Origin of the sequence: Leifsonia sp. YAF41 (assembly GCF_052113185.1) — a bacterium.
Taxonomy (GTDB): Bacteria; Actinomycetota; Actinomycetes; order Actinomycetales; family Microbacteriaceae; genus Cryobacterium.
Genome location: NZ_JBFRCS010000003.1, coordinates 112,704 through 134,777 on the forward strand (window position 1 = coordinate 112,704; position 22,074 = coordinate 134,777).

Consider the following 22,074-nt stretch of genomic DNA (forward strand, 5'->3'; position numbering starts at 1 on the left):
GGGAGTAGGCAGATTCCTCTACGATTGTGCGCATGCTGGAATCGCAGTCTTGGCCCAATATCCTGAGCTCCCTTCTCCGTGGAGAGGACCTGAGTGTCGCCGATGCCGCCTGGAGCATGGAACAGATCATGGTCGGCGAGGCCACAGCGGCCCAGATGGGCGCGTTTCTGGTGGCTCTTCAGGCCAAAGGGGAGACTGTCGACGAGATCGTCGGGTTCCGTGACGCGATCCTCGATCACGCCATTCCACTCCCCGTCAACCCCATGGCCTTGGACATCGTCGGCACGGGTGGAGACAGGTTCGGCACCGTCAACGTGTCCACGATGGCGTCAATTGTTTGTGCGGCCTCTGGCGTACCAGTAATCAAGCACGGCAATCGAGCGGCAAGTTCCGACTCGGGCGCGTCGGATGTGCTCGCGGCGCTCGGCATCGACCTCACGCTGTCCGCCACCACGGTCGCCGAGATCCTGGATGCGACGGGAATCACTTTTGCATACGCCGCCGCTTTCCATCCCGGTTTCCGTCACGCAGCGGCCACGCGCAGCGAACTGGGCATCCCCACGGTCTTCAACTACCTCGGCCCACTGTGCAACCCGGCGAGGCCGGAGGCCTCGGCGGTCGGCGTCGCGACGCTGTCTCGCGTTCCGCTGTTCGTCGGCGTGTTCCAAACCCGCGGTGCGACGGCCCTTGTCTTCCGCGGCGATGACGGCCTCGACGAGATGACCACGACAGGCCACAGTCACGTCTGGGAGATCTCCCGCGGACTGGTGACCGAGCACGACATCGATCCTCGCGACCTCGGCATCAAGCGGTCCAAGATGAGTGACTTGACCGGGGGAGACGCCGCGCACAACGCCTCCGTTGTGCACTCGGTTCTGGCCGGCGATCAGGGTCCGGTGCGCGACATCGTGTTGCTGAACGCCGCGGCCGGATTGGTCGCCTACGCGTTGGCGCAGGATCCCTCCCAGAGCCAGATCAGCATTCTGGATCGTTTCCGCGCTCAGATGCTTGTCGCAGCGGAGGCGATCGATTCGGGCGCCGCCGCTCGCAAACTCGCACAGTGGGTCGAGGCAACCCGGGGCTGAGCCGGGCGCGCGACGCGCTGCCCCACACGAGTCCGACCGACCTGCCCTGACGGCGTGGTCGGTCGGACTCTGCTGTTTTGTCAGTTGACGTCTTCGTCGACCCATCCGAAGGTCTTTGTCACGGCCTTCTTCCAGTTGCGCAGCTGACGCGCCCGCTCCGCCTCATCCATCTGCGGCGTCCACCGGCTGTCTTCTTGCCAGTTGGCCCGCAGATCGTCAAGGTCGCTCCAGAACCCGACGGCAAGGCCTGCCGCATAGGCAGCGCCGAGCGCAGTCGTCTCGGCGACCACGGGGCGAACGACCGGGACACCCAGGATGTCAGCCTGGAACTGCATGAGCAGATTGTTCGCGATCATTCCGCCATCCACCTTGATTTCGGTCAGCGGCACGCCAGAATCTGCGTTGACGGCTTCGATGACCTCACGCGTCTGAAAGGCAGTCGCCTCGAGTGCAGCACGGGCGATATGCCCCTTGTTGACAAACCGGGTCAGACCAACCAGCGCGCCACGGGCATCCGATCGCCAGTACGGTGCGAACAGGCCGGAGAACGCCGGCACGAAGTAGGCGCCGCCGTTGTCGTCGACGGTTCGAGCCAGTGCTTCGATCTCGTCGGCCGACGAAATCAGGCCGAGGTTGTCACGCAACCACTGCACGAGAGCGCCGGTCACGGCGATTGAGCCTTCCAAGGCGTAGTGCGGGGCTGCGTCTCCGAGCTTGTAGCCCAACGTGGTGAGGAGGCCGTTCTTGGAGTGGACGATTTCTTCCCCGGTGTTGAAGATGAGGAAGTTGCCCGTGCCGTAGGTGTTCTTCGCCTCGCCGGTGTCGAACGCGGCCTGGCCGAACGTCGCTGCCTGCTGGTCGCCCAGGATGCCCGCAACCGGAACTTCTCGCAGCAACGAGTGTTCCTCGACGATCCCGTACACCTCTGACGAGCTCTTGATCTCGGGAAGCATGGACTTCGGCACATTGAATGCGGCGAGGATGTCGTCGTCCCACTGCAGCGTCTCGAGATCCATGAACATCGTGCGCGACGCGTTGGTCACATCCGTGGCATGCACGCCGCCGTTGACACCACCGGTGAGATTCCAGAGAACCCACGCGTCGGTGTTGCCAAAGAGCAGGTCGCCGGCTTCCGCCTTCGCCCGGGCACCCTCCACGTTCTCCAGGATCCAGACGATCTTGGTGCCCGAGAAGTAGGTCGCCAATGGCAGGCCCACCTTCTGCTTGAAGCGTTCGACGCCACCGTCGGCGGCCAGCCGGTCGACGATCGGCTGGGTGCGGGTGTCTTGCCAGACAATCGCGTTGTACACCGGCTCGCCGGTTGTCTTGTCCCAGACGACTGCAGTCTCACGCTGGTTCGTGATTCCGACTGCCTTGATGTTGTGGCGGGTGATGTTCGCCTTGGCCAAAGCCTGACCAATTACTTCACGAACGTTGTTCCAGATCTCCTTGGGGTCGTGTTCGACCCACCCGGCTTGCGGAAATATCTGTTCGTGTTCGAGCTGGCCGGTCGAGACGACCGAGCCTTCTTTACTGAAGATGATGGCCCGAGAACTCGTTGTTCCCTGGTCGATCGCGAGAATGTAATCAGTCATGGTGACCTCCGTTGGGCGGACTCTCTACCGTCGCTGGCCGGCGCAGTTGCTGCACATGAGGCGTGGAGATGAGACGCTGCAACGAACGGGGGCCAGGGTGAGCGTTTGGCTACACCCTAGCCTCGGCGCTCTGTGAGGGGAATGGCCAGCGCCCTCCGTGCGCGTTGCCCTTACCCCGCGGGCGAGCATGGCGTAGTTTGAGCGGGAGAACCACGACGACTCGAGACGGAGCAGACGTCCGGGTGGTTTCAGATTTGCCGAGTGAACGGAAGCTCATGAAGAAGCTCATCAATGATCCGAAGAATGTCGTTACCGAGGCTGTGTCAGGTTTCGGTGCGGCCCATGCCGATCTGGTCACGGTCTCCCTCGACCCGATCTTCATCGTTCGCCGTGACGCGCCGGTGTCCGGAAAAGTGGGAATAGTGAGTGGCGGTGGCAGCGGCCATGAGCCCATGCACGGCGGGTTCGTCGGGCCGGGCATGCTCGATGCCGCAGTTCCTGGGGCAGTGTTCACTTCCCCGACGCCCGATCCCATCCTTGCGGCGACGAAGGCAGTCGACGGCGGCGCCGGAGTGCTGCACATCGTCAAGAACTACACCGGCGACGTGCTCAATTTCGAGACAGCGGCCGACCTGGCAGCGGCCGAAGACATCGACGTGCGCGCGGTGATCATCAACGACGATGTTGCGGTCAAAGACTCGCTGTACACGGCCGGGCGTCGTGGCGTTGCCGGTACCGTGCTCGTGGAAAAGATTGCCGGTGCGGCGGCCGAACGCGGCGACGATCTCGCCGGCGTGGCTGCAATTGCCGAAAAGGTGAATGCGCAGGTGCGAACCATGGGCGTTGCCCTCACCCCGTGTGTGGTTCCTCACGCCGGTGAGCCGAGCTTCACCCTGGCCGATGACGAGATCGAAATCGGTATCGGTATCCACGGCGAACCCGGGCGGGAACGCATCAAACTCGAACCGGCCGATGCGATTGTCGACCGGCTGCTCGCCGCGGTGGTCGACGATGTGCCCTTCGTCGCCGGTGACAAAGTGCTGCTGATGGTGAACGGCATGGGCGGCACGCCGCAGGTCGAGCTGTACATCGTCTATCGGCGTGCGGCAGAGGTGCTCGCCGAAAAGGGGATCGACGTCACCCGGTCATTGGTCGGAAACTTCACCACCTCCCTCGAAATGCAGGGCGCGTCCATTAGCGTGTTGAAATTGGATGACGAACTGACCACGCTCTGGGATGCACCGGTTCACACCGCTGCATTGCGCTGGGGTCGGTAGGGAACTGAGGCGGATCTGCCCCGGACGGTCGAGGTCAAAGTTGAAGAAGGAGACCGAATGAGTGTGGGAGCCGACTGGGCCGAGGCATGGATCAGGCGAAGCGCGGCGGAGATCGCCCTGAATCGCGCCGAGTTGAACACGCTGGATCGGGACATCGGCGACGGCGACCACGGTGAAAACATGGATCGCGGCTTTCAGGCTGCCCTTCCGAAGCTCACCGAGCTCGCCAATACTGCGACGCCGTCCGATGTGTTCAAAGTCCTCGCCACGACGCTGATCTCCACGGTCGGCGGCGCGGCCGGCCCACTCTACGGCACCGCGTTTCTCAAGGGATCGCTTTCGATCGTCGGTCTGACCGAACTCGACGGCACCGGCATCGTCACCTTTCTCACCGCGGCACGTGACGGCATCGTTTTGCGCGGCAAGGCCGAGTCGGGAGACAAAACCATGGTCGATGCGTGGACGCCCGCCGTCGACGCCGCGGCGGCGGCAAACGGGGCGGGCGCGAACGTCGCGGAGATTCTCACCCGCGCGGCCGATGCCGCGCAGGCCGGGGCTGTGGCCACTGAACCCTGGGTCGCCCGCAAGGGGCGGGCGAGCTACCTGGGCGACCGGGCCATCGGTCACCGTGACCCCGGGGCCGAGTCGACGGCGCTACTGCTTCGGGCTGCGGCCGACGTGGCAGGGACGGCCTAGTCGTGGCTGCAGCAGGCGCGCGAGTCGGAGTCGTCTTTGTCTCGCATAGTGAGAAGATCGCCGATGGTCTCGTTGACCTCGCCCGGCAGATGGCGCCGACCGCGCTTCTTGTCGCGGCAGGTGGCACCGACGAGGGCGGCATCGGCACGAGCTTTGATAAGGTCAGTTCAGGGATGGCAGCGGCCGACACCGGTGCCGGCGTTGTGGTGTTGTGCGACCTCGGCTCAGCGATTCTAACTGCGGAGACGGCGCGTGATTTTCTTGTTGAAGCAGACCGTGAGCGTGCAGTGATTGTTGATGCGCCGCTGGTCGAGGGTGGCGTTGCCGCCGCAGTAGCCGCCGAGTCGGGAGAGGACCTCGCCGCGGTGGTCGCTGCGGCGCAGTCGGCGAATGCTGCGCACGTCCCCGCCCAGGCGCCGGCTGCCCCGGTGTCGAGCGCGGCACCCGCCGGCTATACCAGAACGGTGACTTTGATCAACGCCGACGGCTTGCACGCGCGGCCCGCGGCTGACTTCGTCAAACTTGCAACAACGTTTCCGGTGCGGGTGACGGTCAACGGCAAGGATGCGAAGAGCTTGTTGGGCATCATGGCACTGGGTCTCACCCGGGGTACCGCCGTCGAGATCAACACCGTTGATGACGGGGGAAAGGGCGCCGTCGATGCCTTGGCCGCCTTGATTGAATCGGGCTTCGGCGAGGCCTGATCGTCTGTTGAGGCTGCGTTCGGCCGTGTCGAATAACTCGTGCGGATCAGGGCGATCCGGCGTATCGTGTGGGCATGGCCGACGAGAAGAAGTCCCGAGCGAACGGGGCATACGCGCACCTCTTCGAATGGGTGGAAGACAAGCTTCGACCAGCATTCGAGAACCCGCCGCCCGGCCGTTACGACGCGGAGACCAGCGTCGACTTGGCTGTGTGCCCCGTCTGCGGGCGATCAATGCAGGAGCATGTCATTGACCATTCAGTACAGAACACGCGGTTGATCTGCCCAGGTCCGCCGACTAACGCCGGTGACCCCGATGTGTTTGAGCCGGTCAACGAATTCGGCATGGTCATCCACCCGGCGCCAGAGGATACCTCCACCTAGGTTGCCGGACGCCCCGCCGCTGGTAGTGTCGGCGCATGAGCGGGAGCCGGCGGTAGCGATGAAGCGTCTCAGTGGCATGAACCGTTCTGGTGGGGGAGTGGCGCGACCGAGCCGGGTCTGGTGGTTCGTTGGAGCGGGGTTCATTGCAACGGCAGTACTTGCTGCGGTGATGGTGGCGGCACCGGTCGCGTCACTCGTCGTCGTGGTCTTGTTCTGGGCTTCCATCGCCGTGGGGATGGTGGTCCGATTGGTCAAGGCGCGGCCTGGCTCGCGCATCCGTTCTGCCTTCGGGCCGGTGATGAGCGCTGCCGAGGAGTACCAGCGGCTGTACACGACTCAGCCGGGACTCGGCATCTCGATCGACTACGCGATCCGGGAGCAGCAGGAGAACAGCGCTGAAACGCCGGGAGGGCAGGACCGCTGAATCTGCGGAAGGCGAATATGACCGTTCATCGCTTCTGGGCGGTATAGACCACAAGCGATCCGCACAGTCGATAGGGCACTCCGCCGCGTTCCTCGCAGATCGACGCGGATTCAGTCATTGCGCGCAACACCGTCCATCCAGCAAAAAGTGACCTGAAACACGCCCGTGCGTCAGCGGCAGAGAGTGTGGTCTCGACGATTCCGGTGGAGCGTGAACCATCGGCAGCAATCTCTACTCGGTCGGCAACGACCCCGAACGAGACGATTCCTCCGGGAACTGTCGCCTCTCGGCACTGCGTGAGGAGCGCTCGCATGGCACGGGGGGAGTTGAGATGCTCAATGACCGAGAAGCCGACAATCAGCGCCGTAGGGGCATCGCCGAGTCGGTAGTCTTCGAGGTCCGCGACCACGGGCATGACCGACTCGAGCACACCGGCGGCGCGACAATTGCTGACGAGCATCGCGACGGCGCTGGGAAGTAAATCGACCGCGGTGACGGTCGAACCGATGGGGAGAAGCTGTGCCATTGGCACCGTATGTCGTCCGACTCCTGCTCCGAGATCGTATGCTCGGACCGGCTCGGTTTGAGAGACGAGACTGATCGCCTCGAGTACAGACGGATGCGGTGCGGCCAGCCAGGAACCAGCCGTGCCGAGCGACGTGACGGCGTAGAAACTCTCGTGATAGCGAATGGTTTCCAAGCGAGCCGCGCTGATGCCAGCCATGAACTCGACGCTACTCCGACAGTGGATTGCACGATACGGCAGGTGCCAGCGGGGCGGGCCAGGAGCGCGAGGCGCGGGCTCGGCGCATCCGTCGTCTGTTGAAGTAAATAGCAGCAATGGTGTCTGGTCCGCAACGACGCATGTCCTTCCACTTCCAATCTATCGCCGAGGGGGTACCTTGCGGCAAGCCCCCTGTCGTGTCCCACACTTGTCGTGCCCCGCTAAGGAGGGAGCTGCTGTCATGACGGTGACCACCAGTGCGTTTAATCTTCCCGACCGCCTCGCTGCTAAAGCTGACGCGCGACTGATCGGGAGCGATGAGCAACACTTCGCTGACATTGCGACGACTCTCGAGCAGTCGATTGCCGAGCCGACGGCCCGGCTCGCTGTTCTGCGCAGGGCGCCCGGCGGTAGCGGTCAGGAAGCGATGGACCGCGACCTGGAGATCCACCGACTGACGTCCCGCCTCCGGCTTCTGCGCCGGTTTGGACTGGACCTCTGCCTCGGCCACGTCGTTCGGGCCGGCAATTCTGAAACCATCTATATCGGGCGGCTGGGGCTGGTCGATAACACGGGCCGTCGGCTCCTCCTCGACTGGCGTTCCCCGGCGGCCGAGCCGTTCTTCGGGGCGACACACGCCAACCCGATGGGCATGGCCAGCCGTCGCCGGTATCGCTGGACGCGCGGACGGATCAGCGACTATTGGGACGAAGTCTTCGCCCTCGACGGGCTGGAAGGTCGCGCTGCTCTCGACGACCAAACCGCCTTCATCGCCAGTCTGGGCAGCAGCAGGTCGTCACACATGCGTGACGTGCTCAGTACAATCCAGGCCGACCAGGATTCCATCATCCGCGCAGGGTCTCGTGGCGCTCTGGTCGTCGAGGGCGGGCCGGGAACGGGCAAGACGGTTGTTGCTCTGCACCGCGCCGCATACCTCTTGTACTCCGACTCGCGGATCGCCCGGGGTGGGGGAGGCGTGCTCTTCGTCGGTCCGCACCAGGCCTATCTGGCGTATGTCAACGATGTTCTACCCAGCCTGGGAGAGGAGAGCGTGCAGATTTGCACGCTGCGCGACTTCGTGGCCGAGGGTGCGTCGGCGCCGGCGGAGATCGATCCGGATGTCGCCCGATTGAAGGCAACGGGCGACCTGCTGAGTGCAATCGAGGCTGCGGTGAGGGTGTACGAGCGTGCTCCGTTGAACGCCATGACGATTGAGACGCCCTGGTCGGATGTCTGGCTCAGCGCTGCCGAGTGGTCTGAGGCATTCGACGCCCCGGACCCCGGTACTCCGCACAATGAGGCGCGTGACCAGGTGTGGAACGCTCTCCTCGACATCCTGATCGACAAATTCGACGATGAAGAAGTCGCACCCCAGATGGTGCGTCGGGCACTGCTGCAGAACGACGAGCTGACCAGTATTTTCACGAAGGCCTGGCCGTTGCTCAACCCGGTCGGAATCGTCAGCGACCTGTGGTCGGTTCCCGCCTATCTCGGCGCGTGCGCGCCGTGGCTCACTTCTGAGGAGATTCGGATGCTGCAGCGCCCGGATGCCCAGGCCTGGACGGTATCCGACCTGCCCTTTCTGGACGCCGTGCGCCTGCGAGTGGGTGATCCGGGAGTGGCTCGACGCCAGCGTTTGCGCGAAGCCCAGATCGTCGCAGATCGGGACCAGATGGAGCGAGTCGTCGACGATCTCATCGCGGCAGACGACTCAGAGCTGCTCGTGATGTCGATGTTGCGCGGTCAGGATGCCCAGAACAGTTTGCTGGACGAGTCAGCGTTGCCCAACGCTGACCCTGACCTCCTTGCGGGACCGTTTGCCCACATCATCGTCGACGAGGCGCAGGAACTGACGGATGCCGAATGGAGGATGTTGCTGGTTCGGTGCCCGTCCCGGAGCTTCACCATTGTGGGGGACCGGGCGCAGGCGCGGCATGGGTTCACCGAGTCGTGGGAGGAGCGGCTCGCCCGGATTGGGCTGGGAAACTTCAGTCTGAACTCATTGAGCATCAACTACCGTACGCCTGAGGAGATCATGGTCGAGGCTGAGCCGGTCATTCGGTCGGTGTTCCCGAATGCCAACGTGCCGACCTCCATCCGCCGAAGCGGGGTTCCGGTCGAGCACGCATTGGTGTCGGATCTCGGGTCGATCCTCGAGGGCTGGCTCGCCGAGCATCCCGAAGGAGTCGCGGCCGTCATCAGCACCGACGGAAGCGATGGCGACGTCTTCACCGCACTGCCTCGCATCCGGTTTGTCACCCCGGAGCTCTCACAGGGACTTGAGTTCGACCTGGTCGTACTCATCGACCCCGAAACGTTCGGGACGGGCATCGAAGGCGTAGTTGACCGTTACGTCGCGATGACTCGGGCGACCCAGCGACTCKTCATCCTGTCGACGGCAAAGCGCAACGGAGCTTGAAGTAGCGCATATTCCTTGCGGTTCTCGTGACTTCGGATGGCTGCTTGCGCGGCCCCGCCAGTAAGCTGGCCGCAAACTGGCCGCGGGCGGATTGCTCGAAGTCGTTGTGCAACGAGGAGGCAGATCATGGGCGTGACAGGAATCGGCGGGCTCTTCTTCCGCAGTAATGATCCGGACGCACGGGCGGCGTGGTACCGCGAGCATCTCGGTATCGAGGCCGGTCAGGACAAAATCTGGCAGCAGGAGGCAGGCATGACCGTCTTCGCGCCCTTTCCCGCCGACAGCGACTATTTCGCGGCGGACCAAGCGTTCATGCTCAACGTGCGCGTCACAGAGCTGGATGCGTTGGCCGCGAAGCTGGAGGCGGCGGGCATCGCCGTGGAGCGCCGTCCCGAGTGGAATACCGACGACTACGGCAGCTTCGCCCGCATCCACGACCCCGAGGGACTGGCGATCGAGCTGTGGGAGCCGCCGGCGTGATCCGTTTCGAGATCTCACAGCCGACTGTGGCAGATGCCCCGGTCATCGCCGCACTCCATGTCGACAAGTGGCGCGAGGCGTACGGCCATCTGCTCCCTGCGGACTTCTTCACGGAGAAGCACCTGCTAGGACGTCAGGAGCAGTGGGATCAGTCCCTTCGAAGTCCCCGCGATGATTGGACGATTCGGGTTGCCAGGACAGGGGAGGGGATCGTCGGGTTCGCCGTGGCCGGGCCAAGCTCTGGTCCGGAAGGACAACACCTCCCTCGGGAGCGCCAGTTGCACAGCCTCTATGTGCTGGCGGACTCTCACGGAACCGGCGTCGGCCAAGCGCTGCTCGACGCGGTACTGGGCGAGGCGCCAGCGATGCTCTGGGTGGCGACGGAGAATCCACGCGCCATCGCGTTCTATCGTCGCAACGGATTTGAGTTCGACGGCGTTGAGACGTTTGACCCGAGCGCTCCGGGGATCACGCACGCCCAGATGGTGCGTTAGTCGAGGGGAGTGGACTGCCAGCTTTGATGCTCGTAGAGTTCCATCCACAGGGAGGCGGAGCCTATGCTCAAGAGAATTCTCGGTCGAGTCGGTCGAGCCTTCCAATGGTTTGCTGCCGTGATCACTCAGGTCGGCGGTGCGGCCAATGGAGGTCGAGAGGCTGACCAGTCTGCGCGTTCGCTCTACGAGGAGAAGAAGGACTACCGCCCGTAGCGAGCTTCACGATTTCTCGTTGACAGCCAAAAGGTTCTCAAAACAGTGGTTGCAATGCGCAATCGGTCTGGTCAGGTGGAGCCGATGCTCGGCCACGGGATTCCCGACCAGCGAGCGGCTTCGGGGAGGAGTCAGGATGGTTCTCCAGATCCACTGATGGGGAAATCGATTAACCGCTCTTCTGCAATGGTCAGGCTCTGGTGAGCCATCAGTTCGCCGTCACGGAGGCGCTGTTCAGACGTGCTTGAGATTTCGAGATCCTCATGTCTGAGAGGGAGCCGATGCCTCTGCGCCGGCAGACGGTCGCGCTCTGTCGGTGCGGCGTATCGACGATCAAGCCGTTTTGCGCCGGCACCCACAAGGTAACCGGATTCCACACAGAACCTTCCGCAGAAATCTAGAATCGGTGTGGGCGCGCGCCGATCATCACTCAGTTCACCGCGCACGAGGGTTGCGGTCGGTTGGCCTCTTCCTTCTCATGCGCTGTAATTGGTCTGCGCTCCAGACAACGAACTGTCTTTGCAACAGAGATGCGTCGGCTGGTGCCGTACACTGCGTGGGGTGGTCAATGATCCTGGCATCTGGTTCCTGAATCGCGCTGAGCGGGGGAATCTGGCCACTGCCGTGCACGCCGGCGCCACCGGGTCGCCGGCCTGGTCCGATGGTAATCTTGTGCAGCCTCTGATTCATGGCGCAACCTACTTCGCGCGGCTGCACGAGGAGCTGACGGCGCTGCACGCAGGAGACCGCGTGTGGTTCACCGACTGGCGTAGCGACGCCGACGAGCGGCTGCTGCCAGACGGACCCTCGATCGGTGATCTGCTCGCCGGCTTGGCCCGTGTGGGAGTGGAAGTGCGGGGCCTTGTCTGGAGATCCCACGGAGAACGTGTGTCGCCCCCGATCAGCGGCCGAGCCAATGAGCTGCTCAGCCGACAAATCAACGCCGCAGGCGGAGAGGTATTGCTAGATCAGCGAGTACGCCTGTTCGGCTCCCATCACCAAAAATTCTTCGTCATCCGTCATCGCGACAACCCGTCGCGGGACATCGCATTCGTTGGCGGGATCGACCTCAGCCACAGCCGTCGGGACGACGCCGACCACGCCGGAGACCCGCAAGCGCTGACCATGGATTCACGGTACGGCGAACGACCCCCGTGGCACGATGCCGCCCTTCAACTGCGTGGCCCCGTGGTGAGTGACCTACTGGCAGTTTTCGCTGAACGGTGGAACGACCCTACTCCGCTGGACCGGCGCACTCCCTACCGGATGCTGAAGCAACGACTCGCCCGCATGCCTCCGCAACCCAAGCCGCTCCCAGAAACGTTGCCACCACCACCACCGGCGGGCCCTCACGCTGTACAGCTGTTGCGCACTTACGGGGTGAAACGTCCGCCGTTCCCGTTCGCGCCGGCCGGGGAGCGCAGCGTTGCGCGCGCCTACGCGAAAGCCTTCGCCCGCGCCCGCTCTCTGATCTATATTGAGGACCAGTACATGTGGTCGACTGAGGTCGCGGCCGCTCTCGCCAAGGCCCTCAAACGGAACCCCGAATTGAACGTGATCGCCGTCGTGCCCCGTTACCCTGCTTCCGACGGCCCTCTCACCGGGCCGCCGAGCCGGATCGGGCAACTGCGTGCCATAAGAATGCTGCGCCAAGTCGCGCCAGGCCGCGTCGGTGTGTTCGACCTTGAGAACAGTGCCGGAACTCCGATCTACGTCCACGCCAAGATCTGCATCGTCGACGATACTTGGATCACCTGCGGCTCGGACAACTTCAACCGTCGATCCTGGACCACCGACAGCGAACTCACCTGCGCAGTCCTCGACACCACTGGCGACAACCGGGACCCATCCGGTACCGAGACCGGCCACGACGATTCCCGACGGCTGGCCCGCGATCTCCGCCTCCAACTCTGGGCCGAACACCTGGGTATGGACCAGAACGATTCCCAACTCTACGACCAGTCGGCTGGGCTCGAACTTTGGAACAGCGCCGCCGCCGGTCTCGACCGCTGGCACGAAACTGACCGCCGCGCCCCTCGACCCACCGGAAACGTGCGCCACCACACTCCCGAACCCGTCCCGCCCATCCAACGACTGTGGGCGGTCCCGATCAGCCGCCTCGTCCTCGACCCAGATGGCCGCCCCCGCCGGCTGCGAGGTACTGCGCAGTTTTAGGCCCACGAGGGTGGCGCCACCATCACGACACGCAGATCACGCAACCAGTTCGAACCATCCACTCGACGCTGGTGCCGAGAGCGGTGCCGGTGGAGAATAAGCACCCTGCGAAAGGTGCATCATGGGTAAGGACATCAGAGCATTCTGGACCGAAGACCTGTTCAGCGCGTTGCGTGTGACGCCAGGATTCACACTGGCACACGTCGAGACGGGCTCGACTCCGGGCTTCAACGGACGGAAGAAGGACTCCGCCGCCGCAGGAGCGGAAGGCGCCGTCATCCTCTCTCATCTACAGGAGATGCTTTTCGCGAACAGCAAATGCGGGGACAACCGCAAGGTGCTCCTCGTGTTGCAAGCCATGGACACGGCGGGAAAAGGCGGGATCGTTCGACACGTCGTTGGCGCCGTCGACCCACAGGGGATCAGCCACTTCGCCTTCAAAGCACCCACTAGGGCGGAACTCCGCCACGACTTCCTCTGGCGTATCCGCAAACGTCTGCCCGAGGCCGGCATGATCGGAGTGTTCGACCGCTCCCATTACGAGGACGTGCTTATCGCACGTGTTCATGAACTCGTCCCGGCAGCGGAAATCGAGAAACGCTACGACCTGATCAACAAGTTCGAGCAGGAGCTTGTCGACGATGACACCACCGTGATCAAGGTCATGCTGCAGATCAGCTCGGCCGAGCAAAAGTCGCGCCTCGCCGAGCGTCTGGACCGCCCCGACAAGTACTGGAAATACCACACCGTCGACGTTGACGAGCGGGCTCGCTGGTCGGGTTACCAGGAGGCATACCAGGTAGCGCTGGAGCGCACCTCTACTGCTGCGGCGCCCTGGTTCGTTGTTCCCGCCGATAGGAAATGGTATGCGCGCCTGGCTGTGCAACACCTCCTTACTAACGCGCTGAATAGCATGGTCCTGTCCTGGCCAGCGGCAGAGTTCGACATTCCCGCCGAGAAGCTCCGTCTGGCCGCGACCACCTGATGGCCTCCACTCGTTCATTTCCTGATGCAGCAGCGTCCCGTGTGGCCGCCGTCGTCTACAACCCGATCAAGGTCGATCTGGCGGCCGTCAAAGCCGCGGTGACTGTTGAAGAAAGAGACGGCGGATGGGGACCGACACTTTGGTTCGAAACCAGCGAGGAGGACGCCGGCCAGGGGGCAACCAAAAAAGCACTCGCAGCCGGTGCAGACATGGTCATCGCGGCCGGGGGAGATGGGACCGTTCGCGCCGTTGCCGAGGCGGTGTATGACAGCGCTGCGTCGCTCGCGTTGCTTCCGTCCGGGACGGGAAACCTTTTGGCTCGCAATCTCAGCCTCACTCTCGATGACCTGGAAGGCTCAATCCACATCGCGTTCACCGGTCACGACCACAATATCGATCTCGCCCTCATCGATATTCAGGGCGAGGACCAGTCAACAACTCGACACGCGTATGTTGTCATGGCCGGCCTCGGCCTCGATGCGAAAATGCTCGTGCACACCGACGACGACCTCAAGAAGAAGATCGGCTGGCTCGCCTACGTCAGTGCTCTCCTTGCAGCCGTGCGCGATAAAGAACAACTTCACCTGCGCTACAGCCTCGACAAAGGGCGAACTCGCTCGGCCCGCGTGCACACCCTCATCGTCGGCAACTGCGGTTCTCTCCCCGCTGACATCGTTCTCCTTCCCGATGCGGCCGTCGACGACGGCATGTTCGAACTTGTCCTTCTGCGCCCTGAAGGCTTCATGGGTTGGTTGCAGATCGCCGTCAAGATCATCTGGGAGAACGGGGTACTCCGCCGCACGGAAACCGGGCGCGCACTGGCCGGCAGGACGAAGAGAATTAGAGCGCTCCACTACGCCACAGGGAGTGAGCTGACGGTCCGCCTCACGCGGGCCCATGACATCGAGCTGGACGGCGACAGCTTCGGCACAGCACAAGCACTGAAGACCTGGATCGAACCGGGAGCGCTGACGGTGCGTCTGGCGGCTGAGGATTGAGCCATCAAACAACAATCGGCCACTGGCGATTTACCATTGCTCCATGGGCATCCGTCGGACCCCCGAGGTAGCAGCCAAGCCACCTGCGAAACGCATCACACGCCTCTGGCCGCTGGTGAGCGGCATCGCCGCGCTGGTGCTCACCTTTGCTTTGGGCGCACTGATCGTGCTCCGCAACAACGGATTGCCGTTCTCGATCGACACCAGGTGGATGCAGGATGTCATCGAGCATCGCGCGCCCGTCTGGGACGCCCTCTCGCTCGCAATGAATTTCCTCGGTGGCGGCCTGGCCGCAATCCTCATCGTGCCGGTGCTCATCCTCGCCGCCCTCTTGCTCGTGAAACGTCCCTGGGCAGCCGGGTACTACCTCGTGGCCACTCTGGTGACCGGGGGCGCCGTGCAACTTCTCAAGCATCTGTTTGGCAGGGCGCGGCCAGAAGACATTCTTGTGACCGTCGATTACGGATCATTCCCGTCTGGTCACGTCGCGAACGCAGCGACCATGGCCGCGGTTCTCTTTATCCTTTTCCCACGCTTCTGGGTAGGGGCAGCCGGTGTGTTGTACACGGTCGTGATGATGTTCAGCCGCACCTACCTCGGTGCGCATTGGCTGAGCGACACGATCGGCGCGTTGCTCCTGGGGATTGGTGTCGCGATCGTCGTCTGGGCGCCGCTTGCCGCGAAACTCGACGGTGAACATGAACTCGCACCGCCGCATCCCGCGAAGCTCCGGCATCCGCGCCGGGAATGAACGAGCAGTTCTGAAAGTCGATCCCGCGGTCAGGACAGGCGGGCCAGGCGCGCCCGTGCACAGCAATACACCGCATATGCGATGAGTCCGATGCCAATGACCGCCAGGATCAGGGCGCCATATGGCAGCGCGACAAGTGATTTCAGTGCCCCATCAAGTCCGGTAGCTTCGCTGGGGTTGAAGGTAGCAGCCGCGATCACGAAGAGTATTCCGACCATGCAGAGGGCGACCCCTTTCGCAACGTAGCCCAGCACGCCCAACGTAACGACGATCCCGCCGGCAGTTCCCGACGGAACGACGATGTCGTCTGTGAACCTCTTGGTCGCACCTTTGAACACGAAGTATCCGCCGATCCCTCCCACAGCGAGGCCGACCAGGATCAGTAGGATGACGCCGCCGGGTGCCGCAATCAGCGTGGCGCTGAAATCTCGTGTGGAGGTGGCGGAGTTCGTCGATCCGCCACTGGCAAAGATGAATGTGATGGCTGCGAGGGCAAGGTACGCAACGGCCTTTCCGAAGTCACGGATGCGGTGGGCCCACTTGCGTTTCGGGTCTGGACCGACAATGACGAAGATTTGAATGATTTGCCACAGCCCGAGAGCGACCAAGCCAACCACGATGATCCACAACAGCGCGGCACCGCCAGGCGCCTCCGCGAGTTTAGAAAGGGCGCCGGATTGGTCGGCTTCACCGCCTCCCGCGCCGATGGCGAGGCTGAAGGCTATTGCACCGATGACGCCATGCAGCAGGCCATTAACTACGTAGCCCATACGTGCCAGAAATCGGAGTGTCGTACTGCGCTTCGCGGTGCGCGCGGCCTTGGCCACGACTCCATCTGACATGTGCACAGCGTAGCCCCGCACCGCCACATTCACAGGATGAGTTGTCGCGCCTTGACCGCAACGCTCCGCCCAAGTTCACCCGACCGGGGCGTCAGCAGCACCGTGTCGACGACCAACGGTAGGCACCGACGTGTAGGAGCAGTACGTTCTTCTCAACTGAGACGCGATTGAGGAAAGGATGCAGATGAGCAAAGTGCAGTTCCATTGGCCAGTTTTGGGAACCGTGGAGTAGCGATATGCCTCCCGCTCGCGCACTCGATGGCAACCCGGCCGGCGCAGTCGGCGGGCCGGCCCACCTGAAAGTCGGACTTGTCATTGCCGCAGGCCTGCTCGTCGCCGTGGGAACGGGATGGTTTCTTCTCATGCTGGCCTCGGTGTCTGGAGAGTTCGGTCTGGCCCGAGCCGACCGGCCAATTCTGACGTGGCTGGTCGAGCACCGGACTCCGGTTCTCACCTCCGTCACAGCGGTGATCGCCACAGTCTCGGGCCCGGTCGGCATGCCGATCATTGTTCTCGTTACAGCACTCATCTGGGCGTTGAAATCCCGACGCCTCTGGCGTCCGGTTCTCCTTGCGAGCGCAATGATCCTGGGTGTGCTGCTCACGTTCCTGATCACGCACCTCGTCGGCCGCCCTCGGCCGCCCGGAGATCTGATGTTGCTGGGGTTCGACCCCACCCCGTCTTTTCCGTCGGGCCATGCCGTTGGAGTGGGCGACTTCCTCCTGGTCGGGGGATATCTCATCTGTTCACGGATGTGGTCGGTGACGCGCATCGTGCTGTGCGCGCTCACCGCTGTCGTTGGCATCTTGTTGGTCGATTTTTCTCGTCTGTATCTGGGCTACCACTGGTTTACCGATGTTGTAGCGGCTCTGGGGCTGTCGGTGGCGGTGCTTGGACTCGTCATCGCCGTGGATGCCGTGAGGCAATCCAGAGGAGAACGATACGTGCAGAATCGAACGAAAGAATTCCACTGGTAGCACGATCTGTCCTTGACTTTCTCGCCGGCCTGCTTCAGATTCGCGTCGCCAGTGTGGCCGAGATCAGAGACAAATGCATTCCTGTCAGGAAAAGACGATTCGGGGGACCGTTCTCCAACTTTCAACAATCTGCACGGTTTGCACTTTCTATCTTTTCGACCTGACATAATGTGCATTATCGGACACATTCGATATGCCACGGAAAGCGGCTTGTTCTTCCGGTTTTCTGCTGGTTCGGCGTCAGGATGCTTCCTGTGACGCCGTGCGCCGACGGCCGTGTATTTTGCACTGTTTTGCAAACAGACTGTGTTGTGAAAATCACGCACAACGCGGCTGCACTGGTGACCGACGCATTGGCCGCTGGTTCGTGCTGAGCCATTTCACGATGCAGCTTCGTTGGCCCACTGGACTCCTGGGCGAGGCAGCTCGCCTGAACCGAATGTGCATATTATGTCAAGTGATCTCGGCTGCACGCAGGCAGCGACGGCCCAGGTTGCGAATTGCCGGAAGAACATCGCGACCGCGCACCCTCGCGCAGTAAGTTGGGCCTGAACTATTACCTTCGCTCGACACCGTTCCCGTACGGACTAGTCGCGGCGTCCATTGAGGGGAACAGAATGTCACAAGGCGTCACTGTGTTCGATCTCACGATCGACCCAACACGGCTGAGCAAGTCCGAAGTCACGGGAATTCGCGTCGCCATCGGCATCAGCGGCCTGGTCGCAGTTGGGCTCGGAATCGTTGTGCTCGTCTGGCCGGAGTCCACCCTCTCCGTGATTGCCATTCTGTTCGGTCTCTATTTCTTGATCGCCGGAATCGTGCGCGTGACTCGCGGCCTCTTCGCCACGGGAATGAGCGGCGGGCTGAGGATTCTGGCCATCCTGCTGGGCTTGTTGCTGATCATCGCCGGCATCATCACGATCCGAAACCCACTCGATTCGCTCGTCGTGCTCGGCATGCTCGTTGGTATCTCGTGGATCATCGAAGGCGTCGCCGCACTCGTCGAGACGGCGTCTGACTCCAGCCGCTGGTTTGGCACGCTGTTCGCTGCGATCAGCATTATCGCCGGCATCATCGTGCTGCTCGTTCCCCTGCAGTCGCTCAGTGTGCTGGTGATCATCGGTGGGATCTTCCTGATCGCATCGGGTCTGATTCAGCTCGTACAGGCCTTCACATTCGGTCGTGCGGCGAAGCAGATCTCTGCAACGCTGCCGTAGATTGCATCAACAAGAGAGGCGTCGCACTCCCCCGGAGCGCGACGCCTCTTCTGTTGGTGAAGTTTTACGCTCCGAAGTCTGAGATGTCGCCGACGTAGCGCGTGTTGTTGGCCGGAACCGGTTCAACAGCGGCCGACGCAATCTCGGCCGCGAACTCGCTGACGTTGTAGAGGCGCCCCGCTGAGTCCTTGCGGGCGCTGATCGCACCCGGGTTGGCGCGCTCGAGCAGTGTCGCCGTGATCGTTCCCTCGATCATGTCGCCTGAGACGACGACAAAGCCGATTCCCTTTTCGTCGAGCTCCGGGATGAGGGCACGGAGGGCGTCCTCCCCCGCACGCTTGCTGCGCGCGACGGGCTCGTACTCCGGCATCGTCTCGGTGGTCTCGATGAAGTGCGCCTGGTGACTGGTGACGAAAACGACGCGTGCGCCGTCGGCCAGCACCGGCAAAGCAGTCTTCAGCAGGTTGACCTGAGCGTCTCGGTTCAGTTGCATCGCGTAGTCGGCAGCCATGCCGCTTTCCATACCGCCTGAGGCATTCATTACGAGGATGTCGAGACCACCGAATTCAGCACGGATCGTTTCGAACATGGCCGCGACCGAATCCGCGTCAGTCAGGTCAGCACCCACGGTGAGCGCGGTGCCGCCGGCCGCACGAATCGCGTCTGCGAGCTTCGTGGCACGAGCCTCCTTGTTGCGGAAATTGATGACAACCTTCGCGCCGGCTTCGGCGAAGTAGCCCACCGTGTCGGCGCCGATCCCCCGGGACGATCCCGTGACGAGTACACGCTTGCCCTCGAGTGTTCCGGCTGCAAGTGGATTGGTCACATGTACTCCTCAGAAATAGTTCAAGTTCAACAGAACGACACTACCAAGTTGACGGTCAGTCCCCGTGGTCCACCTGCTAGTTTCGAAGATGTACCCAACAAAGAAGGGGGCTCAAATGGACATCTTCCTCGCTGACTACGGCTGGATTGTCTGGCTTGTGCTCATCCTCATCTTCGTGACAATCGAAATGGTCACACTCGAACTCACCTTCCTCATGATGGCCCTGGGAAGCCTGGGTGGGCTGGTGTCCGGACTCCTCGGCGCCCCTTGGTGGTTGCAGCTGATTCTCGCCGTTGCGCTGTCACTCGTGCTTCTGCTTGGCATTCGTCCGCCGCTGCTTCGAGCGCTCAAGCGCGGCGGTGACCCGAGCAAGACCAATGTCGACGCCCTCATGGGTCTCGGCGGACGCGTCGTCCGCTCAGTCGGTATGAACGGCGGGCAGGTGCGTTTGGATAACGGGGAAACCTGGACCGCGAGGCTCTCCCCCGATGTTCCCCCGCGCGACCTGCAGCCGGGCGAAATTGTGAGCGTCACGGCAATCGACGGAGCCACCGCAGTTGTGGTGCCTTCTGAAGGGAACACTCCATGATCGGCACCAACCTCCTCATCCTGCAGATCTTCGTGGTGATTGTGATCGTGGCGCTCGTCGCCTTCCTGATCGTCACGTTGTTCAAAGCGATTCGCATCATCCCCCAGGCCAGCGCGGGCGTCGTCGAACGGCTCGGCCGCTATCACAAGACCTTGATGCCCGGCCTGAACCTGCTCATCCCGTTCGTGGACCGGCTTCGGCCGTTGATCGATATGCGCGAGCAAGTCGTGTCGTTCCCGCCGCAGCCGGTGATCACCGAAGACAACCTGGTGGTGTCGATCGACACGGTCGTCTACTTCCAGGTGACGGATGCGCGCGCCGCGACCTACGAGATCGCCAACTACCTCGGCGCGGTCGAACAACTCACGACGACGACACTGCGTAACGTCGTCGGCGGGCTGAACCTCGAAGAGGCCCTGACCAGCCGAGACAACATCAACGGCCAGCTGCGTGTGGTTCTCGACGAAGCAACGGGCAAATGGGGAATTCGTGTCGGCCGGGTCGAGCTGAAGGCCATTGACCCGCCTCACTCCATCCAGGATTCGATGGAGAAGCAGATGCGGGCAGAGCGTGACCGTCGTGCACTCATCCTGACGGCGGAGGGCACGAAGCAGTCCGCGATTCTCACCGCGGAGGGCGCGCGACAGGCTGCCATCCTCTCCGCCGAGGGTGACGCCAAGGCGGCGGTGCTGCGTGCACAGGGTGAGGCCGAGGCCATCACGACCGTGTTCAAGGCGATTCACGACGGCGACCCTGACCCGAAGCTGCTCGCCTATCAATACCTGCTGACCCTTCCCAAGCTCGCCGAGGGCAGCGCCAACAAGCTGTGGATCGTGCCCAGCGAACTGACCGAGGCCATGAAGGGTATCGGTCGCGCATTCGCTCCGCAGGGCCCGGCCGGCACCCCCGTCCCGACTGCCGCAACTCCGACCGCCTCCCCCGCCGCCCCCACTCCCCCGGCGTCGTAATAAGAAACAGGTACCACGCATCACCGCGCTTTCATTCTTCTCCCCGGCAACACCCCGCATTTTCGCGCATCGCGGATTGGCCGTCAACGCGCCGGAAAACACACTGTTGGCGTTTCTCAACGCGCTCTCGACCGGAGTGGGCTACCTCGAGACCGACCTTCACGTGAGCCAGGACGGCATTGCAGTGATCAGTCACGATGCCGATCTATTACGGCTGGCCGGCCGTTCCGTTCGGGTCGACCAACTGACCATGGCGGAATTGCGCCGAGTCGACCTCGGATTCGGACAGACATTCTGTTCGCTCGGTGAAGCCCTCGACGCGTTTCCGCAAGCACGGTTCAATCTCGACATCAAAGCCCTCGGTGCGGCCGAGCCGACTGCGCGTGCTGTGCAGAAGGCGAAAGCTACGGATCGAGTGTTAATCGGGTCTTTCTCTGAGGAACGACGGCTGCGCGCTCTGAGCCTGCTTCCGGGTGTCGCAACGTCTGCTTCTGCGGCAATTCTGCGTCAGGTGGTGTCGGCCGCAAAGTTTGGGTTGACGGCGCAAGTGCGGCGGAGTATGACTGGCATTCACGCTGTGCAGGTTCCGGAGAGCGTGAAGTTTCTGAGAATTGTCACACCCCGATTCGTGCGTCTCATGCACGCGACGGGTGTCGAGGTGCACGTCTGGACGGTCAACGAAGAATCGGCCATGAATCGTCTACTCGATATGGGTATTGACGGCATTATGACTGACCGGTGCGATGTCGCCTTGGGGGTGCTGGCCCGGCGAGACTGAGAGTTTCCTCTCAGAAGGCGGGTCACGGAAAGATAACGCCCAGCTTCATGGTTTACAACTGTGAATGCATCGCGAGAGGAGACCACACGATGGCGGATCGCAGTTTGCGTGGAATGAGATTGGGCGCACAAAGCCTTCAGACTGAAGAGGGAGTCACCTTTTCTCCACGAGTTAGTCACACTTACCTGTGTGCCGCGTGCGGACGCGAAACGGTGTTGATTTTTTCGGCTGAAGCCGACGCACCTGACGAGTGGGAGTGCAAGCACTGTTCCCAGGTGGCAACCCGCCTCGTTGATTCGAAGCCCGTTGTCGTCGACCACTCAGATGAGAAGATTCCCCGCACCCCGTGGGACATGCTGCTTGAGCGTCGCACCCTGCCCGAGCTTGAGGAACTGCTCGAAGAGCGCCTCACGTTCTTGCGCGCACGTCGCGGACAGCAGAAGATCGGCGCATAACGTGAAGTGACCCACCAGC

At 62.6% G+C, this 22,074-nt stretch carries 25 protein-coding genes; 21 read left to right on the forward strand and 4 right to left on the reverse strand.

What is annotated here, in order from left to right; all coding sequences use genetic code 11:
- Positions 1-32: 32 nt before the first annotated feature.
- On the forward strand, positions 33-1,085 hold the full coding sequence (trpD, locus tag AB4Y63_RS03990; RefSeq protein ID WP_441789750.1) for an anthranilate phosphoribosyltransferase: 1,053 nt from the start codon (positions 33-35) through the stop codon (positions 1,083-1,085).
- Between the two features lie 80 nt (positions 1,086-1,165).
- Here the strand turns inward: trpD and glpK are convergent, their stop codons facing one another.
- Positions 1,166-2,680, reverse strand: a complete 1,515-nt coding sequence (gene glpK / locus AB4Y63_RS03995; RefSeq protein WP_441789751.1) for a glycerol kinase GlpK — start codon at positions 2,678-2,680, stop codon at positions 1,166-1,168.
- A gap of 275 nt (positions 2,681-2,955) precedes the next feature.
- Between glpK and dhaK the strand changes: the two genes are divergently transcribed.
- From dhaK to AB4Y63_RS04020, 5 genes are all read left to right on the forward strand, one after another.
- Complete coding sequence (gene dhaK / locus AB4Y63_RS04000) at positions 2,956-3,957, forward strand: dihydroxyacetone kinase subunit DhaK (RefSeq protein ID WP_441789752.1); 1,002 nt, start codon at positions 2,956-2,958, stop codon at positions 3,955-3,957.
- 57 nt (positions 3,958-4,014) lie between these two features.
- Positions 4,015-4,653 (forward strand): dihydroxyacetone kinase subunit DhaL, encoded by a 639-nt coding sequence (dhaL, locus tag AB4Y63_RS04005; protein WP_441789753.1) that lies wholly within the window; start codon positions 4,015-4,017, stop codon positions 4,651-4,653.
- 2 nt (positions 4,654-4,655) lie between these two features.
- A complete protein-coding gene (gene dhaM / locus AB4Y63_RS04010; protein WP_441789754.1) occupies positions 4,656-5,357 on the forward strand; it encodes a dihydroxyacetone kinase phosphoryl donor subunit DhaM in 702 nt (233 codons plus the stop codon).
- Between the two features lie 74 nt (positions 5,358-5,431).
- On the forward strand, positions 5,432-5,740 hold the full coding sequence (locus AB4Y63_RS04015; RefSeq protein ID WP_441789755.1) for a hypothetical protein: 309 nt from the start codon (positions 5,432-5,434) through the stop codon (positions 5,738-5,740).
- A 76-nt stretch (positions 5,741-5,816) separates the two neighbouring features.
- The gene (locus AB4Y63_RS04020) at positions 5,817-6,164 is read left to right on the forward strand and encodes a hypothetical protein (protein WP_441789756.1); all 348 of its coding nucleotides are present in this window, start codon (positions 5,817-5,819) and stop codon (positions 6,162-6,164) included.
- 25 nt (positions 6,165-6,189) lie between these two features.
- On the opposite strand, the gene AB4Y63_RS04025 is transcribed toward AB4Y63_RS04020, so the two are convergent.
- Positions 6,190-6,888, reverse strand: a complete 699-nt coding sequence (locus tag AB4Y63_RS04025) for a class I SAM-dependent methyltransferase (RefSeq protein WP_441789757.1) — start codon at positions 6,886-6,888, stop codon at positions 6,190-6,192.
- A gap of 241 nt (positions 6,889-7,129) precedes the next feature.
- On the opposite strand from AB4Y63_RS04025, the gene helR reads away from it, so the two are divergent.
- The 9 genes from helR to AB4Y63_RS04070 all read left to right on the forward strand — a co-directional run bounded on the left by helR (position 7,130) and on the right by AB4Y63_RS04070 (position 15,403).
- Positions 7,130-9,307, forward strand: coding sequence for an RNA polymerase recycling motor ATPase HelR (gene helR / locus AB4Y63_RS04030; RefSeq protein ID WP_441789758.1), 2,178 nt, complete (start codon positions 7,130-7,132; stop codon positions 9,305-9,307).
- A gap of 126 nt (positions 9,308-9,433) precedes the next feature.
- Positions 9,434-9,787: a VOC family protein gene (locus tag AB4Y63_RS04035; protein ID WP_441789759.1), complete on the forward strand. Its 354-nt coding sequence runs from the start codon at positions 9,434-9,436 to the stop codon at positions 9,785-9,787.
- Positions 9,784-10,281 carry a GNAT family N-acetyltransferase gene (locus tag AB4Y63_RS04040; protein ID WP_441789760.1) on the forward strand — a complete coding sequence of 166 codons (498 nt, stop codon included), beginning with the start codon at positions 9,784-9,786 and terminating at the stop codon, positions 10,279-10,281. Before AB4Y63_RS04035 ends, AB4Y63_RS04040 begins: the two co-directional genes overlap by 4 nt.
- Positions 10,282-10,344: 63 nt before the next feature.
- Positions 10,345-10,494, forward strand: a complete 150-nt coding sequence (locus AB4Y63_RS04045) for a hypothetical protein (RefSeq protein ID WP_441789761.1) — start codon at positions 10,345-10,347, stop codon at positions 10,492-10,494.
- 263 nt (positions 10,495-10,757) lie between these two features.
- Positions 10,758-10,895: a CDGSH iron-sulfur domain-containing protein gene (locus tag AB4Y63_RS04050; RefSeq protein WP_441789762.1), complete on the forward strand. Its 138-nt coding sequence runs from the start codon at positions 10,758-10,760 to the stop codon at positions 10,893-10,895.
- A gap of 160 nt (positions 10,896-11,055) precedes the next feature.
- Entirely contained in the window at positions 11,056-12,669 is a 1,614-nt protein-coding gene (locus tag AB4Y63_RS04055) for a phospholipase D family protein (RefSeq protein WP_441789763.1), read from the forward strand.
- A 121-nt stretch (positions 12,670-12,790) separates the two neighbouring features.
- Positions 12,791-13,654 (forward strand): PPK2 family polyphosphate kinase, encoded by an 864-nt coding sequence (locus tag AB4Y63_RS04060; protein ID WP_441789764.1) that lies wholly within the window; start codon positions 12,791-12,793, stop codon positions 13,652-13,654.
- Positions 13,654-14,652 carry a diacylglycerol/lipid kinase family protein gene (locus AB4Y63_RS04065; protein WP_441789765.1) on the forward strand — a complete coding sequence of 333 codons (999 nt, stop codon included), beginning with the start codon at positions 13,654-13,656 and terminating at the stop codon, positions 14,650-14,652. Before AB4Y63_RS04060 ends, AB4Y63_RS04065 begins: the two co-directional genes overlap by 1 nt.
- Before the next feature lie 43 nt (positions 14,653-14,695).
- Positions 14,696-15,403, forward strand: a complete 708-nt coding sequence (locus tag AB4Y63_RS04070; protein ID WP_441789766.1) for a phosphatase PAP2 family protein — start codon at positions 14,696-14,698, stop codon at positions 15,401-15,403.
- A 29-nt stretch (positions 15,404-15,432) separates the two neighbouring features.
- Here AB4Y63_RS04070 and AB4Y63_RS04075 read toward each other — a convergent pair whose 3' ends face one another.
- Positions 15,433-16,245 (reverse strand): DUF1206 domain-containing protein, encoded by an 813-nt coding sequence (locus tag AB4Y63_RS04075; RefSeq protein WP_441789767.1) that lies wholly within the window; start codon positions 16,243-16,245, stop codon positions 15,433-15,435.
- Between the two features lie 236 nt (positions 16,246-16,481).
- On the opposite strand from AB4Y63_RS04075, the gene AB4Y63_RS04080 reads away from it, so the two are divergent.
- Both AB4Y63_RS04080 and AB4Y63_RS04085 read left to right on the forward strand, forming a co-directional pair.
- Entirely contained in the window at positions 16,482-17,222 is a 741-nt protein-coding gene (locus tag AB4Y63_RS04080) for a phosphatase PAP2 family protein (protein WP_441789768.1), read from the forward strand.
- A gap of 617 nt (positions 17,223-17,839) precedes the next feature.
- Positions 17,840-18,439, forward strand: coding sequence for an HdeD family acid-resistance protein (locus tag AB4Y63_RS04085; protein ID WP_441789769.1), 600 nt, complete (start codon positions 17,840-17,842; stop codon positions 18,437-18,439).
- Between the two features lie 64 nt (positions 18,440-18,503).
- On the opposite strand, the gene AB4Y63_RS04090 is transcribed toward AB4Y63_RS04085, so the two are convergent.
- Positions 18,504-19,265: an SDR family oxidoreductase gene (locus tag AB4Y63_RS04090; protein WP_441789770.1), complete on the reverse strand. Its 762-nt coding sequence runs from the start codon at positions 19,263-19,265 to the stop codon at positions 18,504-18,506.
- Between the two features lie 115 nt (positions 19,266-19,380).
- Between AB4Y63_RS04090 and AB4Y63_RS04095 the strand changes: the two genes are divergently transcribed.
- The 4 genes from AB4Y63_RS04095 to AB4Y63_RS04110 all read left to right on the forward strand — a co-directional run bounded on the left by AB4Y63_RS04095 (position 19,381) and on the right by AB4Y63_RS04110 (position 22,055).
- The gene (locus tag AB4Y63_RS04095) at positions 19,381-19,854 is read left to right on the forward strand and encodes an NfeD family protein (protein ID WP_441789771.1); all 474 of its coding nucleotides are present in this window, start codon (positions 19,381-19,383) and stop codon (positions 19,852-19,854) included.
- Positions 19,851-20,822, forward strand: coding sequence for an SPFH domain-containing protein (locus AB4Y63_RS04100; protein WP_441789772.1), 972 nt, complete (start codon positions 19,851-19,853; stop codon positions 20,820-20,822). Before AB4Y63_RS04095 ends, AB4Y63_RS04100 begins: the two co-directional genes overlap by 4 nt.
- A gap of 76 nt (positions 20,823-20,898) precedes the next feature.
- The gene (locus tag AB4Y63_RS04105) at positions 20,899-21,600 is read left to right on the forward strand and encodes a glycerophosphodiester phosphodiesterase family protein (protein WP_441789773.1); all 702 of its coding nucleotides are present in this window, start codon (positions 20,899-20,901) and stop codon (positions 21,598-21,600) included.
- Between the two features lie 89 nt (positions 21,601-21,689).
- Positions 21,690-22,055, forward strand: a complete 366-nt coding sequence (locus AB4Y63_RS04110; protein ID WP_441789774.1) for an RNA polymerase-binding protein RbpA — start codon at positions 21,690-21,692, stop codon at positions 22,053-22,055.
- The last annotated feature ends 19 nt before the right edge of the window (positions 22,056-22,074 follow it).

What these genes read in the sequence shown, in the direction of transcription:
- trpD (WP_441789750.1), top strand. Translation starts at nt 33, where the DNA reads ATGCTGGAATCGCAGTCTTGGCCCAATATCCTGAGCTCCCTTCTCCGT.
- glpK (WP_441789751.1), bottom strand. Translation starts at nt 2,680, where the DNA reads ATGACTGATTACATTCTCGCGATCGACCAGGGAACAACGAGTTCTCGG.
- dhaK (WP_441789752.1), top strand. Translation starts at nt 2,956, where the DNA reads ATGAAGAAGCTCATCAATGATCCGAAGAATGTCGTTACCGAGGCTGTG.
- dhaL (WP_441789753.1), top strand. Translation starts at nt 4,015, where the DNA reads ATGAGTGTGGGAGCCGACTGGGCCGAGGCATGGATCAGGCGAAGCGCG.
- AB4Y63_RS04015 (WP_441789755.1), top strand. Translation starts at nt 5,432, where the DNA reads ATGGCCGACGAGAAGAAGTCCCGAGCGAACGGGGCATACGCGCACCTC.
- AB4Y63_RS04020 (WP_441789756.1), top strand. Translation starts at nt 5,817, where the DNA reads ATGAACCGTTCTGGTGGGGGAGTGGCGCGACCGAGCCGGGTCTGGTGG.
- AB4Y63_RS04025 (WP_441789757.1), bottom strand. Translation starts at nt 6,888, where the DNA reads ATGGCTGGCATCAGCGCGGCTCGCTTGGAAACCATTCGCTATCACGAG.
- AB4Y63_RS04035 (WP_441789759.1), top strand. Translation starts at nt 9,434, where the DNA reads ATGGGCGTGACAGGAATCGGCGGGCTCTTCTTCCGCAGTAATGATCCG.
- AB4Y63_RS04045 (WP_441789761.1), top strand. Translation starts at nt 10,345, where the DNA reads ATGCTCAAGAGAATTCTCGGTCGAGTCGGTCGAGCCTTCCAATGGTTT.
- AB4Y63_RS04050 (WP_441789762.1), top strand. Translation starts at nt 10,758, where the DNA reads ATGTCTGAGAGGGAGCCGATGCCTCTGCGCCGGCAGACGGTCGCGCTC.
- AB4Y63_RS04060 (WP_441789764.1), top strand. Translation starts at nt 12,791, where the DNA reads ATGGGTAAGGACATCAGAGCATTCTGGACCGAAGACCTGTTCAGCGCG.
- AB4Y63_RS04065 (WP_441789765.1), top strand. Translation starts at nt 13,654, where the DNA reads ATGGCCTCCACTCGTTCATTTCCTGATGCAGCAGCGTCCCGTGTGGCC.
- AB4Y63_RS04070 (WP_441789766.1), top strand. Translation starts at nt 14,696, where the DNA reads ATGGGCATCCGTCGGACCCCCGAGGTAGCAGCCAAGCCACCTGCGAAA.
- AB4Y63_RS04075 (WP_441789767.1), bottom strand. Translation starts at nt 16,245, where the DNA reads ATGTCAGATGGAGTCGTGGCCAAGGCCGCGCGCACCGCGAAGCGCAGT.
- AB4Y63_RS04080 (WP_441789768.1), top strand. Translation starts at nt 16,482, where the DNA reads ATGCCTCCCGCTCGCGCACTCGATGGCAACCCGGCCGGCGCAGTCGGC.
- AB4Y63_RS04085 (WP_441789769.1), top strand. Translation starts at nt 17,840, where the DNA reads ATGTCACAAGGCGTCACTGTGTTCGATCTCACGATCGACCCAACACGG.
- AB4Y63_RS04095 (WP_441789771.1), top strand. Translation starts at nt 19,381, where the DNA reads ATGGACATCTTCCTCGCTGACTACGGCTGGATTGTCTGGCTTGTGCTC.
- AB4Y63_RS04100 (WP_441789772.1), top strand. Translation starts at nt 19,851, where the DNA reads ATGATCGGCACCAACCTCCTCATCCTGCAGATCTTCGTGGTGATTGTG.
- AB4Y63_RS04110 (WP_441789774.1), top strand. Translation starts at nt 21,690, where the DNA reads ATGGCGGATCGCAGTTTGCGTGGAATGAGATTGGGCGCACAAAGCCTT.